The sequence below is a fragment of the Halalkalibacter nanhaiisediminis genome (genome assembly GCF_007830185.1).
Lineage (GTDB): Bacteria > Bacillota > Bacilli > Bacillales > Bacillaceae_D > Halalkalibacter > Halalkalibacter nanhaiisediminis.
The window spans coordinates 302,924-318,573 of record NZ_VLKZ01000002.1 but is presented as its reverse complement, the minus strand read 5'-3'; the positions used below and the strand labels follow the sequence as shown (position 1 = coordinate 318,573).

General features: G+C 34.0%; 17 protein-coding genes and 1 pseudogene. 13 read left to right on the top strand and 5 right to left on the bottom strand.

Annotated elements, in window-relative coordinates; translation table 11 throughout:
• Positions 1-88: 88 nt before the first annotated feature.
• The 9 genes and pseudogenes from IQ10_RS04165 to pepF all read left to right on the top strand — a co-directional run bounded on the left by IQ10_RS04165 (position 89) and on the right by pepF (position 7,099).
• Positions 89-1,084, top strand: coding sequence for a Gfo/Idh/MocA family protein (locus IQ10_RS04165; RefSeq protein WP_144449221.1), 996 nt, complete (start codon positions 89-91; stop codon positions 1,082-1,084).
• A 57-nt stretch (positions 1,085-1,141) separates the two neighbouring features.
• Positions 1,142-2,146 carry a zinc-binding dehydrogenase gene (locus tag IQ10_RS04160; RefSeq protein ID WP_144449220.1) on the top strand — a complete coding sequence of 335 codons (1,005 nt, stop codon included), beginning with the start codon at positions 1,142-1,144 and terminating at the stop codon, positions 2,144-2,146.
• A 143-nt stretch (positions 2,147-2,289) separates the two neighbouring features.
• Positions 2,290-2,403, top strand: coding sequence for a YjcZ family sporulation protein (locus tag IQ10_RS04155; protein WP_144449219.1), 114 nt, complete (start codon positions 2,290-2,292; stop codon positions 2,401-2,403).
• A gap of 194 nt (positions 2,404-2,597) precedes the next feature.
• Positions 2,598-2,816 carry a DUF1657 domain-containing protein gene (locus tag IQ10_RS04150; protein ID WP_144449218.1) on the top strand — a complete coding sequence of 73 codons (219 nt, stop codon included), beginning with the start codon at positions 2,598-2,600 and terminating at the stop codon, positions 2,814-2,816.
• Between the two features lie 165 nt (positions 2,817-2,981).
• Complete coding sequence (locus tag IQ10_RS04145; protein WP_144449217.1) at positions 2,982-4,085, top strand: hypothetical protein; 1,104 nt, start codon at positions 2,982-2,984, stop codon at positions 4,083-4,085.
• Between the two features lie 208 nt (positions 4,086-4,293).
• Positions 4,294-4,491, top strand: a pseudogene (locus tag IQ10_RS18700) (L,D-transpeptidase); the annotation flags it as partial.
• Between the two features lie 27 nt (positions 4,492-4,518).
• A complete protein-coding gene (locus IQ10_RS18695; protein WP_367613652.1) occupies positions 4,519-4,749 on the top strand; it encodes a peptidoglycan-binding domain-containing protein in 231 nt (76 codons plus the stop codon).
• Positions 4,750-4,854: 105 nt separating this feature from the next.
• Positions 4,855-5,088 (top strand): YozQ family protein, encoded by a 234-nt coding sequence (locus IQ10_RS04135; RefSeq protein WP_144449215.1) that lies wholly within the window; start codon positions 4,855-4,857, stop codon positions 5,086-5,088.
• Positions 5,089-5,311: 223 nt separating this feature from the next.
• On the top strand, positions 5,312-7,099 hold the full coding sequence (pepF, locus tag IQ10_RS04130) for an oligoendopeptidase F (RefSeq protein ID WP_144449214.1): 1,788 nt from the start codon (positions 5,312-5,314) through the stop codon (positions 7,097-7,099).
• A 145-nt stretch (positions 7,100-7,244) separates the two neighbouring features.
• On the opposite strand, the gene IQ10_RS04125 is transcribed toward pepF, so the two are convergent.
• Positions 7,245-7,505, bottom strand: coding sequence for a hypothetical protein (locus tag IQ10_RS04125; RefSeq protein WP_144449213.1), 261 nt, complete (start codon positions 7,503-7,505; stop codon positions 7,245-7,247).
• A 311-nt stretch (positions 7,506-7,816) separates the two neighbouring features.
• Between IQ10_RS04125 and IQ10_RS04120 the strand changes: the two genes are divergently transcribed.
• Entirely contained in the window at positions 7,817-8,572 is a 756-nt protein-coding gene (locus IQ10_RS04120) for an exodeoxyribonuclease III (RefSeq protein ID WP_144449212.1), read from the top strand.
• 75 nt (positions 8,573-8,647) lie between these two features.
• The gene (locus tag IQ10_RS04115; RefSeq protein WP_144449211.1) at positions 8,648-9,565 is read left to right on the top strand and encodes a DMT family transporter; all 918 of its coding nucleotides are present in this window, start codon (positions 8,648-8,650) and stop codon (positions 9,563-9,565) included.
• Positions 9,566-9,634: 69 nt separating this feature from the next.
• On the opposite strand, the gene IQ10_RS04110 is transcribed toward IQ10_RS04115, so the two are convergent.
• Both IQ10_RS04110 and IQ10_RS04105 read right to left on the bottom strand, forming a co-directional pair.
• Positions 9,635-10,306 carry an SIMPL domain-containing protein gene (locus IQ10_RS04110; RefSeq protein WP_144449210.1) on the bottom strand — a complete coding sequence of 224 codons (672 nt, stop codon included), beginning with the start codon at positions 10,304-10,306 and terminating at the stop codon, positions 9,635-9,637.
• Positions 10,307-10,477: 171 nt separating this feature from the next.
• The gene (locus tag IQ10_RS04105) at positions 10,478-12,133 is read right to left on the bottom strand and encodes an SLC13 family permease (protein ID WP_144449209.1); all 1,656 of its coding nucleotides are present in this window, start codon (positions 12,131-12,133) and stop codon (positions 10,478-10,480) included.
• 242 nt (positions 12,134-12,375) lie between these two features.
• Between IQ10_RS04105 and IQ10_RS04100 the strand changes: the two genes are divergently transcribed.
• Complete coding sequence (locus IQ10_RS04100; RefSeq protein ID WP_144449208.1) at positions 12,376-13,038, top strand: GntR family transcriptional regulator; 663 nt, start codon at positions 12,376-12,378, stop codon at positions 13,036-13,038.
• Between the two features lie 134 nt (positions 13,039-13,172).
• On the opposite strand, the gene yxiS is transcribed toward IQ10_RS04100, so the two are convergent.
• Both yxiS and IQ10_RS04090 read right to left on the bottom strand, forming a co-directional pair.
• On the bottom strand, positions 13,173-13,478 hold the full coding sequence (yxiS, locus tag IQ10_RS04095; RefSeq protein ID WP_144449207.1) for a protein YxiS: 306 nt from the start codon (positions 13,476-13,478) through the stop codon (positions 13,173-13,175).
• 103 nt (positions 13,479-13,581) lie between these two features.
• Positions 13,582-14,892 carry a hypothetical protein gene (locus IQ10_RS04090; protein ID WP_242009730.1) on the bottom strand — a complete coding sequence of 437 codons (1,311 nt, stop codon included), beginning with the start codon at positions 14,890-14,892 and terminating at the stop codon, positions 13,582-13,584.
• Between the two features lie 310 nt (positions 14,893-15,202).
• On the opposite strand from IQ10_RS04090, the gene IQ10_RS04085 reads away from it, so the two are divergent.
• Complete coding sequence (locus IQ10_RS04085) at positions 15,203-15,604, top strand: DUF2203 domain-containing protein (RefSeq protein ID WP_144449205.1); 402 nt, start codon at positions 15,203-15,205, stop codon at positions 15,602-15,604.
• Positions 15,605-15,650 lie beyond the last annotated feature (46 nt).

Sequence of the window (15,650 nt, the reverse complement as noted above, 5' to 3'; positions counted from 1 at the left end):
CCTTGGCTCAGGTTGTTTCATTATTTATGTTTATATACCCAAATATGGTATGATTAAAACTTGATATGATAAATTATGAGGTGATAGTATGATACGTTTTGCAGTGGTAGGTACAAACTGGATTACTGAATCATTTATTGATGCAGGCCAAAAGCTAGAGGATTTCTCTCTCCATGCTGTTTATTCTCGAACAGAGGAAAAAGCAAAAGAATTTGCAAAGAAATATCAAGTTGAGACAATTTATACAGATCTTTCTGAACTCGCAAAAAGTAATCAGATAGATGCTGTTTACATAGCAAGTCCAAATTCTTTTCATGCAAAACAAGCGATTACGCTAATGGAACATGGAAAGCATGTCTTATGTGAAAAGCCGATTGCTTCGAACACAAAAGAACTAGAAGCGATGATTCAAACAGCAAAAGAAAATCAAGTTCTTTTAATGGAAGCAATGAAAACGACATTCTTTCCTACATTTGAAAGCATTAAGCGAAATATCAACAAAATCGGAAAAATTCGTCGCTATTTTGCAAGTAGCTGTAAATATTCTTCACGCTACGATAAATATAAAGAAGGAATTGTATTAAATACGTTTAATCCGATTTTTTCAAATGGCGCTTTAATGGATATGGGCATTTATTGCATTTATCCAGCAGTTACTTTATTTGGTGAGCCAATAAGCGTAAAAGCAAATAGTGTGTTTTTAGAGTCAGGAGTTGATGGTGAAGGAAGTTTACTGCTTCAATATGAAGATATGGATGCTGTTATCATGTACTCAAAAATTACAGAATCATCAATACCGTCTGAAATTCATGGGGAAAATGGTCGTATTGTGATCGACAAAATCCACGATATTGAAAAAGCAGAAATTCATTATTTAGATGGAACAATTGAAGATATTACAGTGCCACAAGAGAAAAACAATATGTATTATGAAATTAATGAATTTATGAATCTAATTAAGAACCATCAGCTAGAATCAACAGTTAATTCATATGAGCATTCGATGATTACAGCACAGATCATTGAAAAAGCAAGAAAAGAAGTTGGCCTGATTTATCCAGCTGATAAGGAGAATGGAATTTAGTTGTGATCTAACTAGCTTATTGGTGAAGGTGAGGAATAAAGTGAAGGAAGTGATCAAATGAAAGCATTTATACATAAAGGTGAGAAAGGTCTAAAAGGAACTGCATATCAGGAGATCGAAGAAAAACAACCAGCAGCTGGCGAAGTAAGAATAAGGCTCATTTATGCTGGGTTAAATCACAGAGATCTTTTTGTGTTAGAGCGTCATAAGGAAAATGAACCAGCATTAATTATTGGGTCTGATGGAGCTGGTATAATTGAAGAAATTGGTTCAGGAGTAGAAGGATTTCACATTGGCAATGAAGTGATTATAAATCCAAGTTTAGGTTGGATTAACAAAAGTTCATCTCCACCTGAAGGGTTTGAAGTGTTAGGGTTACCTGATCATGGAACTTTTGCGGAAAAAATCACGATTTCTGCTGCAAATATAGAACCAAAGCCAAAGCATCTAAACTGGGAAGAAGCTGGTGTATTGTCGCTTGCTGCTCTTACTGCCTATAGGGCTTTGATTTCACGAGCGAATGTCAAACCAAACGATACCGTTTTACTACCAGGAGTTGGTAGTGGTGCGGTTACTTTCTTATTATTATTTGCCAAAGCGATTGGTTGTCGAGTCATTGTGACTTCTCGTTCAGAGGAAAAACGGAAAAAAGCTCTTAAACTTGGTGCAGACGTGGCGATTAATAGTGCGAGCAACTGGGAGGAGGCACTAAAGGGAGAAAAAGTGGATGTTGTCATTGAAACAGTCGGAGCGGCAACGTTTAATCAATCTATACACCAACTTAAAAAAGGTGGAACGATTGTTACATTCGGTGCTTCAGCAGGTGATGAGGTAACAATCAACATCCGTAACTTCTTTTATGGTCAATTTAATATGCTTGGTACAACGATGGGTAGCCGTGATGAATTTAGAGAAATGCTACATTTTATTAGTCGTTACAATATAAAACCAGTTATGGATAAAGTCTTTCCATTAAGCGAAGCCACCAATGCATTATTAAGAATGAATGAAGCTGAGCAATTTGGAAAAATCGCACTGAAAATTGGAAATGAACCCAATTAAATATGAATAGACAAAAAAACTTGGAGAATACATTCCTTCAAGTTTTTTTGTATTTGAACCCAGTCATACTAATAAGAAAAGCATACAATAACAGTGGACGGTGAAGTGTCCACTTCACATTTAATTACAAAGGAGTGATTGTAATGGGTATAGCTGGAGGATATGGAGGAGGCTTTGCTTTACTTGTAGTTCTCTTTATTCTCATTATTATAGTTGGTGCCTGTTGGTTTGGTGGAGGATACGGTTGGGGATATTGAAAATCATAAATTTTTAAGGTGCTGGAGCTGAATGTATGATATGAATGTGAGTTCCATCATATTCTTTTTCGAAATAATTGCTCACTATGTTTTGAATGCAATAATGAAGTGGAGAATGACGAGTAGGTTGACTTATAAAAATGAATAATACTGATCATAATTAGACACCCTACCTTTGGTAAGGGGGTGTAGACATGACAGTTCAAACACAATTACAACAAGCCATTTCATCAGCTAAAAGTGTTGAAGCGAGTTTAAGTCAGTTTGCTCTAGAGACGGAGAATCAGCAAGCAAAACAGTTATTTGAGCAATTATCCCAGCAGCAAAAAAACATTTGTGATCAAATTGAAAGTCGTTATCAACAAGTTATTCAAGAAGAACCTCAATTTCAACCAAATCAACAAAGCCAATAATTAATCTGAAAGACCCAAAGTGAATGACGTTCATTTTGGGTCTTTTTAATAAGCTTACTTAGTATGTTCTCGCTATTTCCATAACTTATCTGTTTAATTTGAACGATGATGACAAATAGTTAAGAGTGGGTAAAGGAAAATGATGATATATAGGTGGTCTTAGGGATGAAAAAGACGTTTTTATTAATGCTACTACTGTTTTACATAATGCAGCCTGTACAAATACTTGCTAAGCAAGCAGAAGCTGAGATGTCTTTTTTAGTTAAATCATCTGGCAACTCATTATTTCAAACAGTCTTAACCGTACAGTCTAATGACTTAATTCATGCTTTAACGAATGCAAAATCGCGCATGAAAGTGTCGGAAATACCGTCTTCAAACAATTATTTATTAATAGAAGATAATGGGATCATTCGAATTTTTATCGTGGATGATAATGGGGCTATTTATGATGAACAGACTAAAGAAAAAATAGCGATTTCACCAAATGTAACAAAGAAAATAAAAACCTATTTTAAGGTATTACAAGCCAAACATTTTGGAGAGATATTTACTTGGGAAGAAGTTAATTCAATCATTCCTCGTTATACAACATTTAGAATTACTGATATTGAGACAGGCTTACAATTTCAAGCACAACGAAGAGCTGGTAGTAATCACGCAGATGTTCAACCTTTAACAGAATCAGATACGAAAATAATGAAAAGAATTTATGGAGGAAAATGGAGTTGGAATAGAAGAGCAATCCTTATCCATTATCAAAATCATGTCATCGCAGCATCGATGCACGGAATGCCTCATGGTCATGGGGCCTTAAAGAACGGGTTTCCTGGACATTTTTGTATTCATTTTAAAGATAGTTTAACTCACTCGACAAAAAGTCTTGATCTTTCCCATCAGGTTATGATTTATAAAGCTGCTGGCTCGCTAGGTCAATTTGTAAAAGAACAAACTCCAGAAGCAATTATTGAATTATTTTTCATTGCAGTCAATCATCATGACGAAGATTTAATGGGCTATATTTATAGCGGTGATGTAACAGCTATTTCAGATAGTATGAAAGATGTTGAAATGATCAGAATGGTAAATAAATTAAATCCCCCCTTAATAAAAGGAGATGTACTACACGAAATTCCTATCGTATTTAAACTAAAAGAAGTAGGGAAGTCAGAAGTAGAATTATCTTTTACTTTTACTGTTAAAAGAGATTCTCCTACAAGCGCATGGGAGCTGGGAAATCTCCCTCTAAAACATGAGGATAGCAAGTAGGTGTAACTTTATGAGAAAAGAATATTTTCTACTAATAGTGATTATTATTTGTATATTCGCAGTACCACCATTTGCTTATGCTACAAATGAAAGGCAACATATTTATATTGATTTATGGAAAAACGAGCTTTACTTAGTACGTGATAAATAAATTATAGACACATTCTCCATTTCCTTTGGAGCAGATGAAAAATAAACACGAAATGGTGAATTTAGAGTCATTTATAAAGCAAAAAATTGGGGAAGTGGGTTTCGGACAAGATGGTTAGGTTTAAATGTTCCGTGGGGGACTTTTGGAATTCATGGAACGAATAAACCTTGGTTACTAGGTAAAAATGTCAGCAGTGAATGCATACGTATGAAAAACAAAGATGTTGAAAAATTGTACGAGTTAGTTCCAATAGATACTCCAGTTCATTTAGATGGCCCTGTTATGGGAAATGGAGATGGTGAGTATAAGCAATTAAGCAGAGATTCTAAAGGTGTTCTTGTCTACATCATTCAAACAAGGTTAAAAGTAGTTGGTTATTATGAAGGAGAATGTAATGGGATTTTTGATAAGAAAACAGAGGAAGCGATAAAATCATTTCAAAAAGATGAGAAAATACCAGTGACAGGAAGCATTAACATGAGGGACTATATTCATTTAGGCTTACTGGAATGATTTTATTATGATTAAAAGATCATATCCAATATTTGATTATCAATAATCCTCATTTTATCTCTAAAAACGAGAAATAATAAAGATAATTAATGTGAGGAGGTAATTATGGTAAATAAACAAAATGAAAAAATCCCTACAAAAACGTCAGATGCAGTAGCTACAAATTATTATCAACCATCTGATTACAAAAGTTCACAAGAGGTAGAAAGTGGGCTTGCGAAGACTCATGAGCAAGTAAGTGATACGTATGTGGAGGGAACAGTTGACGGTAATATCGTTGAAATTCACGGAGAAGATTTCGAACCAAAAAGAGAGGGTTTTACAGAATTTGAAGAGTGATTTTATAATGAAGAGGGTACTCAATATTTTGGGTCACCCTTTTCATTTATATTTCATCGAGAGGAATATCAGAAAAGGTCAATATGTTTGTATTGTAAGAACAGTGCAGATATAATTTAAGCAAAGCAGAGGAAAGAATTGTTATTTTTTCAGTCATACATAACAGATTAACTTTGATAATAATGAATAGATAAATAATGCTGCTTTTGGAAGGGGTAGGTAAATGAAGACATATAAATCAAGAGAGGAAGTTCCAGCACATGAAAAATGGAATTTAGAGGATATTTTTGCTACTCAAACAGAATGGGAGGAAGCATATAATTCTGTAAATGATCAGATTGGGAACCTGCGTGCTTTTAATGGAGAGATTCATGATGCTAAGTCCTTATATCATTATTTAGTGTTAAATGAAGAAGTTGGATATTTGTTTAAAAAAGTGTATGTGTATGCCATGTTACATGTGGATATAGACACAAGGAAGTCTACTGCACAAGCGCTTTTAGATCGTGGAAAACAATTAAGTGTAAAGCTAAGCTCGGCGAAGTCATTTTTTATGCCTTTTTTATTAAGTCTTGAAGAAGAGACATTAAAGAATTACATTGCTGAAGTATCTGGATTGAAATATTTTGAAGAAGATTTATTTGAAGCTTTTCGTTATAAGAAACATGTTTTAAGAAAGGAGCAAGAAGAAGTTCTCTCTCAACTAGGGGATGCTCTTTCTACACCGAGTCAAACATTTGGAATGATCAACAATGCCGATATTAAATTTGGCGAGGTTACGAATGAAGCAGGGGAAAAAGTAGAGCTTACAAGAGGAATGTATACGAAACTGATTGAAGATCAAAATCGTGATACGCGTAAAGAAGCATACATTGCCTATTACAAACCATACGTGCAACTTCAAAATACGATTGCGACGACTCTAGCAGCTGCCATTAAAAATAATGTGACCATTTCAAAAATGCGCCAGTATCCCTCTGCGTTAGAAAAATCACTTTTTGATGATTTAGTACCTAAAGAAGTCTATGATAATCTCATACAGACGACAAAGGCTCATTTAGAACCGATGCGCCGTTATGCTGAGCTACGAAAACAAATTCTTGGTCTAGATGAACTGAGAGCGTATGACTTGAATGTACCTTTAGTAAAAGATGTTAAAGATGAGATCTCATTTGATGAAGCGTATGAAACGATGCTCACAAGCTTAAAGCCACTTGGATCTGATTATGTTGAGACGTTACGAAGCTTTAAAGATAAAAGGTACTTTGATGTTCGTGAAACGCCTGGTAAAAGGTCTGGTGCTTATAATTTAGGTCTTTATGGAGTCCATCCCTTTATTTTACTTAACCACAGAGATGATTTAGACAGCTTATTTACCCTTGTCCATGAATCAGGACATGCGATGCATTCATGGTACTCATCAAAGCATCAACCACAAATTAGTGCAGGTTATTCGATTTTTGTCGCAGAAGTAGCGTCAACTGTAAATGAAATTTTACTTATTCGTCATTTATTGAAAATGACAGAGGATCCTCAAATGAAGAAACATCTTATTAACCATTTTATTGATGGTTTTAAAGGCACGTTTTTCACACAAGTAATGTTTGCTGAATTTGAGCAAATGACCCATGAAAAAGCTGAGAACGGAGAACCTCTTAATGCAACTGTATTTAGTGACATATACGAAAAGATTTTCACGAAATATCATGGTGAGGAACTTGTCTTAGATAATGAAGTGAAATATGGTTGGTCGCGTATTCCGCATTTTTATCGACCATTTTATGTATATAAATATGCGACTGGTTATGCTTCAGCTATTTATCTTGCTGATAGAATTTTAGCAGGAGATCAAAACACACTTAAGAACTATCTACAGTTTTTAAAGAGTGGAAGCTCTGATTATCCATTTGAGTTACTTAAGTCAACAGGAGTCGATCTAACAAAACCAGAATTTATTGAAAATGCTTTAGCGATATTTGCTGAGCTAGTTGATGAATTTGACAAAATGTAAGAATGAGAATGAAAAAAGATGTGTCAAAATACAAGGACACATCTTTTTTCAAATTTAATAACACTGTTTGTAGCAATCAAAATGACTATTCATAACAAAAGAACTTTAATAATTTGATAATAATAGGTGACTTAAAAACGGGCTTTTAATAATAATACCCTCCGTATCCATAAGGGAATCCGTAACCTCCATAATACGGGTACCCATATCCTCCGTACCCATAGGGATATCCATATCCACCTAAGCCATAAGGTGAAAATAATGTTCCAGCTAATAAACCTCCTGCAAGACCTCCTAAGAAAGGTCCACCAAAGCCCCCAAATTGTCTATCCAATATTCTATTATCGGAATTATCTATATTTCTATAATGGGAGTAACCAGGAAAATAGTTTAAATGTGTATTCATGAAATAACCTCCATTTTTAAATTTACTATTCATTAAAGCTTATGCATTTACCTATGTAGATTCTTGGGTGAATGTCCTAGAGAAAGGATTAGTAAGCTTATATTTCTAAAAAAATAAGCATTTTCTTTACATGGAGATCATGAACGATTAAAAGTTTATAAATTTGAATTTTCGAATTATTTCTGGTTATTTCCATTTTTGTAGTTAATGAACTACACTATAATTATTGCGATTTTACCATTGAAGTAATTAACGAATTGTATCAATATTTTTCAGTATAAAAGATTGTTTATTTAGGATGTGATGAGTAGATGAAACTAGTCTCTTGGAATGTTAATGGGATAAGAGCATGTGTGAAGAAAGGCTTTCTTAAGTATTTTGAAGAGGTAAATGCAGATATTTTCTGTATTCAAGAATCAAAAGTTCAAGCAGGACAAATTGAGTTGATTTTAAAGGATTACGATCAATATTGGAATTATGCTGAAAAGAAAGGTTATTCAGGTACAGCTGTTTTCACAAAAATAAAGCCTCTATCTGTTAGCTACGGAGTTGGGAGCGAGGACACCGAACCAGAAGGGAGAATTATTACATTAGAATTTGATTCTTTTTATTTAGTAAACGTATATACACCAAATGCTAAACGAGATTTATCACGCCTTGAGGATCGTCTCATGTGGGAAGATGATTTTCTAAAGCATATTAAAGCATTAGATGAAGTGAAGCCAGTTATTTGGTGTGGAGATCTAAATGTAGCTCATCAAGAAATTGACTTAAAAAATCCAACATCTAATAAGAAAAATTCTGGATTTACAGTAGAAGAGCGGGGGAAGATGACAACTTTATTAGAGAACGGATTTATCGATTCTTTTAGGTATTTTCATCCTGAAAAAGAAGGGGCGTATACGTGGTGGTCATACATGAGTAAGGTTCGGGAGAGAAATATAGGATGGCGCATTGATTACTTTATCGTATCAGAACGATTACAAACTAAGCTCTTAAATGCACAAATTCATTCAGACATTTTAGGTAGTGATCATTGTCCTGTTTTATTAAATGTTACATTATAAAGTGATTCTTTCAAGGGAGGCGATTTTCATTTATCGATTACATTAAATCATTTTTACAAACGGAGGCGAAATGGATTGAAAAATTTTAAAATATGGATTTTATTAATATTAACAACATTATTTTGGGCAGGGAATTATGTATTTGGTAAATATGTTGTTGAAGAAATTTCCCCTTTATGGATTACTTATTCAAGGTGGGTATTAGCACTTTTTCTCTTATTTCCGATTGCGCTCTATTTTGAAAAACCAGATTGGAAAATGGTGATGAAATCATGGATGCCTTTAGTGCTATTAGGTTTGTTGGGCATCATTGGTTATAATCTTATTCTTTATTCTGCGCTAGAATTTACATCTGCTACAAATGCAGCTTTAATTAGCGCCCTAAATCCAGGCATTATTGTTTTATTTTCTGTGTTATTACTTAGAGAAAAGCTATCACGTATTCAAATCGTAGGTTTATTTATTTCCTTATTTGGGGCATTGATTATTTTAACACAAGGAAATCTTGGTAGTATTTTAAACACTGACTATAATCGCGGTGATTTGTTAATGATCGGAGCGGTTATTGTTTGGACTTTTTATTCGATTATAGGGAAGAAAATATCTATTCCTCCGATTACTGCTACGGCAGTTTCGACTTTTTTTGCCATGATCATTCTTACTCCATTTGCATTAATGCAGGGTATCAATTTATCTGAAATAAGTTCAATGTCGATTTATGGAATCCTTTATATGTTTATTTTTCCATCTGTTTTTTCATTTGTTTTTTGGAATATTTCCGTTCGATCGATTGGTGCTAGCCAAGCTGGGATTTTTTTGAATTTAATTCCTGTATTTACAGCTCTTATTAGCTTACTTCTTGGTGAGGTTATGCGAATAGAACAGATATTCGGAGGGTTACTTGTCTTTATTGGGGTTTATTTAACGTCCGGGATGTTGAGTAAAAGTTTGTCTCATTTTAAACGAAAAAAACATGATCAAAAATGTGCTTAACATTTAAAAGGCTGCGTTCTCTTATTAAAGATGATAAAGAGAATGTAGCCTTTCTTGTATCAATTACTACTAAGCTAGATAGGAGAATTCCATTTCAACAATTGCTGTCACCGTAATATTACCTGGTTGAATCGGAGTAGCTTCACTTTTTGAGAGAAAGGACGCTGAAAAGGGGATAGGTGTAGTTGGTTGTGTTATTTCAATCACTTTATCTGGAGTTTGATTAAGTGTCACATTTAAATCTCGAGCAATGATCATTGCCTTTACCAGTCCATTTTGAATAGCTTTTGATAATGCTTGATTATAAAAAATGTCTAAGTCATTTACTGTAAATTGGATGGTTGAAACAGAATTTGCACCATTGTCAACTGCAGTATCAACTACTTGTCCAACCATAGAAATATCGTTAACGGTAATTTGAATTTGATGAGTGACTTTATACCCTTTGAAAATCTGTTGTCCATTTTCAAAATTGTATTCACTATCAATTCGATAAACAACTGTTTCGATTTGATCTCCTGGAATTCCTAGAGAAAAAAGAGAGGTAATAATGTTAGACATGGTAACTGAATTATTTACCTGAGCTTGACTTAAGTTTGTATCCTCTGTAACGACTCCTAACGTAATGATGGCTTGGTTAGCAGGTACTGACAGAGTTCCTTTTCCTGTCACTTTGATGATAGTAGTATCTTTACGAAAGGCAATAGGTGGAAGATGAAAAAATTGCTGGTCATCATACATTTTAAAAACAACTCCTTTTACTCTTGGATTTTGACGTGACTCATTATTTTTATTACTTGAGATCAAGTATTATGAAGTAAATCGGATAAATATATTAGAAAAAAGAAAACCTTTTAGAAGTCTAATTTAATAGTTTTCTAAAAGGTTTACGATCATATACATTTGTTTAAGTTAATTTCTTAATTCACTTGGATAAACAGTCAAATCAATTCCGAAAATAAGTGGCATTAAATAGTATACAGCAAGCACGATTAAAATGAGTGCTAATTTATTTATCCAAAAACCGTTTTTAACCATTTCAATAATTTTAATTTTCCCTGTAGCAAAGATAATTGCATTAGGTGGTGTTCCAACTGGTAGCATAAACGCACAGTTCGCTGCCATTGCTGCTGGTACCATTAACGCAAATGGATGAACGTTTAGAGCAAGAGCAAGCGCTGCTAGCACTGGTAAAATCATCGTGGCAGTAGCTGTATTTGAAGTAATTTCAGTTAAGAACAAGACAAGAGTCGTTGTTAAGATAATAATTAAAATAAAATTAACACTTTCTAAGACCGTTAATTGTCCACCGATCCATTCTGCAAGGCCTGATTCACGAAATCCACTTGCTATGGCTAGTCCGCCACCAAATAAAAGTAATATTCCCCATGGCACATCTTTAGCAACATCCCAATTTAACAAGCGACCTTCTTTATTAACAGATGGAATGATAAATAACAGTACAGCTGCAAATATGGCAATCATCGTATCATTAATCCCTGGTATTGCGATGATTAGCCCGCCATCCTCCCAGAAAAACGTTCTTGTGATCCACATAAATGCTGCAAAAGTAAAAATGCTTAAAACCATTTTCTCTTCAAAACTAGTTTTTCCTAAAGCTTTTTTCTCGTTTGAAATTAACTCTTTTCCACCAGGAAGACTTTTTAATTTAATGGGATGAGCAATTCTTGTGAGAAATAACCAGCTAGAGAATAATAGAATGATGACGACAGGAAAAGCAAAGAACATCCAGCTCGCAAATGAAATTTGAATTCCATATAATTCATTAATAATAGCAGCTAATATAATATTAGGTGGTGTACCGATTAATGTTCCAAGTCCACCAATTGTTCCAGCATAACCAATCCCGAAAATAAGCGCTTTCGAAAATTTCTCCTCTTCGTTAGGAAGGTTTTCTTTGCTATTCTTTAAAGCCTGGGCTACTTGATACGTGATGGCTGTACCGATCGGAAGCATCATCATAACGGCAGCTGTGTTTGAAACCCACATTGATAGGAACCCTGTTGCTGCCATAAAACCAAGAACAATATTTCTTGGACTTGTACCAATCACAGAAATGATCGTTAACGCTATTCTCTTATGTAAATCCCATTTCTCCATCGCTAAAGCAATAAAGAATCCACCTAAGAATAGGAAGATAATCGGGTCACCGTAAGAAGAGGTAACTGCACTCCCATCTAAAGCACCAGTTATCGGTAAGAGTATAATGGGTAAGAGAGATGCTGCTGGAATAGGAATAGCCTCTGTAATCCACCAGGTTGCAACCCATAATGTTGTCGCGAGAACCATACGCCCTTCATAGCTTAATCCTTCAGGGAAAAAGAAAAATAATACAGAAAGAAAAAGAAGTGGTCCAAGAATTAACCCCACTTTTTGAGGCCCTGTGTAACTAGGTGGTTTTTCATTGTCTTTGTGATTTGCTTCTTTTGAAATCGTTTTTTCAAGTTTTTTCTTTGTGTTTACAGGTAATGCAAACAAAAGTAAATTTTTCGCTTGATGATGAGAAGTCCATAAATGATTCCAAAGTGTTAAAATATTTGCTTTCATGATTTTAAACCTCATCCTCTTTTAAATTTTTAAGCGCTTACACGCTTGTGGGATGTCCCTTTCTTTATTTCTTGACCTGTCGTCTGTCGACAGGTAATATACTTATTATAACTTTCGTGAATATTTAGTCAATATTTCTTTTTAAAAATATTCATAATTCGTCGTCAATCTTGTTATTTTAACTGTTTTTTCATTGGTGATTATTAGAGTTTTTGCACTTTATAAGGGAGAGGTGAAAAGGTATGGATTTTTCTATTAAAAAAGCTGTTTCTTATCATCATCAAGCTCATGATTATTTAAGGGAGAAAATTATTAGAGGTGAATTTTTACCAGGAGAGCGAATTTACGAAGCAAAAATCGCTCGAACGTTGGAAATTAGTCGAAGTCCTGTAAGAGAAGCCATCCGTTCATTAGAACAGGAGGGGTTACTTGTCATTGATGAAAAATCGAGAATTTTTGTTTATGAACCTACAATAAAGGATGTTGAGGATATTTATCAGTGCAGACAAGCACTTGAATCAGTTGCAGTTGTTTTAGCAACGCGGTTGGCATCTGATCAGACATTGGAATATATAGCAGATCTTCTTCAAAATACGAAAGAAGTGTTTAATAAAGGGGAAAAATACTCAATTGAACAAATTGTTGAACTAAATTCGAAGTATCATGATCTTATAATAGAAGCTAGTCAAAATATACGTTTAAAAAGACAATTAAATGATTTACGTTCATTAACTTTCTTTTATCGAACGATGAATGTTGAAAACAGTAAAAGGTGTTTAGAAATTTTAGAGCAACACGAGGAAATTATTCATTTTATGAGAGCAAGAGATGTAGATAGGGCTGCAGCAGCAATGTCTACTCATATTGCACAAGACCTTAACTATTTAAAAGAAATATTAATCTAAGATAAAACAGAGAATAAGCTGTAGCCACAATATATACTACAATGTGACAAGTTTTGTATTTTATTCAGTATTATTAAAAAAGTTAAGTGAGTAGGCGTTCCTACTTTTTAAAAAATAGAAACGCCTTCGGATTCTTAGTTTTTAAGACTTCTTTTTTCAATTTCTTTTGTCACAATAAAAGCAAGATCTTCATTTCCAAAAAGGGATAGAACTCCAAGTAAGGTGTCATCACTAATTGGGCCTGCTTCTTCCTTAGGAACGGTTAACTGCATAGACTGTGTAAGTGAATAATTTGTTGACTGATTTGGATATGCGCGAGTGTATAATTCTTCTGGATCTAGGTTGTTATTTACACACCACTGTGCAAAGACGAGAATCATCATATTCTCATCGCTTTGGTAATTTTGAATGATCTGTTTTTCTAATTCTTTATTTTCCATCAGTCATTCTCCTTCACTTTCAGTTATAAGGTAATTGAATCTACAATGAAATTATTTCTTTAAAAGTGTAGCATATTTCGTCATCATTATTATCTTGTAAGAGCTAAAGTAGCTTAAACCAATGTAAACCGAAGATGGTAGAGATTAAAATGATTGATAATAGTAATACAAAAGGAATATTCTGTATAATGAGCATTTTAGGTGGTTTTCCCATTAAGCGTGAAGCCATTAGTACTTGACCTGAAAAAGGCGACAGTTGTGTCGCTAGTGTCCAAGCTACTAGAAGGAGCATGGCTAAGTATTCTGGACTAACGCCAAATTTTTCAGGAGACAAAGCACTACCAATGCCTATTACAATAATTATAGGATGAATGCCGATTTGCGCTAGGATGATAGCAAGAATTACGATGGAAAAACTTAATAAATAAACGGAACCAAATGATGATTGAAACAACATTTCTGAAATAGTTGCTCCAATTTCAGTCTCTGATATCGCTTTCCCAAAAAAGCCTGCGCTGATAAAAATGGCAATCTCATTTTTCAAGCGAAAAAAAGAAGATTGGACCTGTTCAGATACATCATGAATATAAGAAGATATCACTTTTGTTCCAAGTGCCCAGCATATAGGTAGAATAATAGCTAAAATCGAGACAATCGTAAGCATATTTACTTCTAATAAATAGTCTAATAGAAAAGATAATGTAATTAGTGTAAAACTGAAAGATAGCAATGGGACAAGAGACTGTTGCGACAAATAAGTCTTTTCTAGATGAGTATGTTCAATGATTGGATCATCAGGAAATGAGATTTTCCTAAACATCAGCCAACATACAAGTAAATAAATCAGACCAAGTATAAAACCGTAGCCACTAATATCTAGCCAAGAAAGGTTAAATAACACTAGAACGAGGCCCACGTTCACAAAATATGGAGACCAAAACATTCCGAAGGCGAACGCACGCATGATTGTTAGGGTTAGTTTTTGATCGCGGTAAGCAGAAAGACTCTCTTCAGCTATTCTTTTAACAATCGGCATTGAGCCGAAATTTAATAACACCCCAATAGTAGCCGTTAAAAAAAAGCTAAGACGATAAGGGTGTTGATTACCTTTTCGTTCCTTTTCTTGAACCATTTCTTTTAATGCTGTTAAATAGCCTGCACTAGACATAAAAGTGCCAATTAACGGTATTAATAAAAATAATGACAATAAATTTATGTTTTCGCCAAAACCAAGTAAGGCATCAAATAGACTTACTTCTTCAAGATAGTAACAAACAATCCCAACAATTAGAAGAGTTAATACAATGAAACGACTAATGTGTTGCAGGAAAAATAAACTAAAGACTAGCAAAATAGCGCCGAAAATACTATATAGTAGAATCAGTTTTTCGCTTTGAAAAAAGTGCTCTGTCAAATAAAGAATGGCCGTTACATAACAAACGACTCCTAATATACGGAAAAAACGATGCTGTTCCGTAGTAATCAGCTCCTTTTACACCCACAAGCCTGAAGTAGCAATCATACTACTATCTATTATAACCTTATATAATCATGTACAGAGATATAACTTATCTATTGGGACTATTATATCGTACTGTATAATGTTTGATAGGAGATTGGATAGTATATCAACGTCTAACAAGATAAGATTTCAAGTGACATTAAGTTGGATTCCTTTAAATGCACTCTATTTTGTTTTATAATAGTTTTTGGAGGTGCATAGGATGTCTAAAATTTATTTTACTTTAGAAGAAGCCAATGAATTGTTACCGACACTTGAAAAAGAGTTAGCAGAATTACAACAGTTACGAAAAGAATTTCAGTATAAATCTAAGCAATTAAAGAAAATTAAAGAATCTACATTTCATCATCTGCAAACGGAAACAGACAGTGTTTTTATGAAAGAAAGCGAGCTTGAATTTTTAGAAATTCAAGCGCAATTACATGTTTACAATATCGAAGCATCTGGTGCACAGTTAAAGAACATTGAAATGGGACTTCTTGATTTTCCTGCAATTATTCAAGGTGAAGAAGTACTTTTATGTTGGAAACAAGGGGAATCAGAAATTACACATTTTCACGGAGAAGATGAAGGCTATACTGGAAGAAAGCCTATAGATGAATAGTATAGATACAAGTCTGCATGATTTATTGCAGGCTTTTTTTATGTGT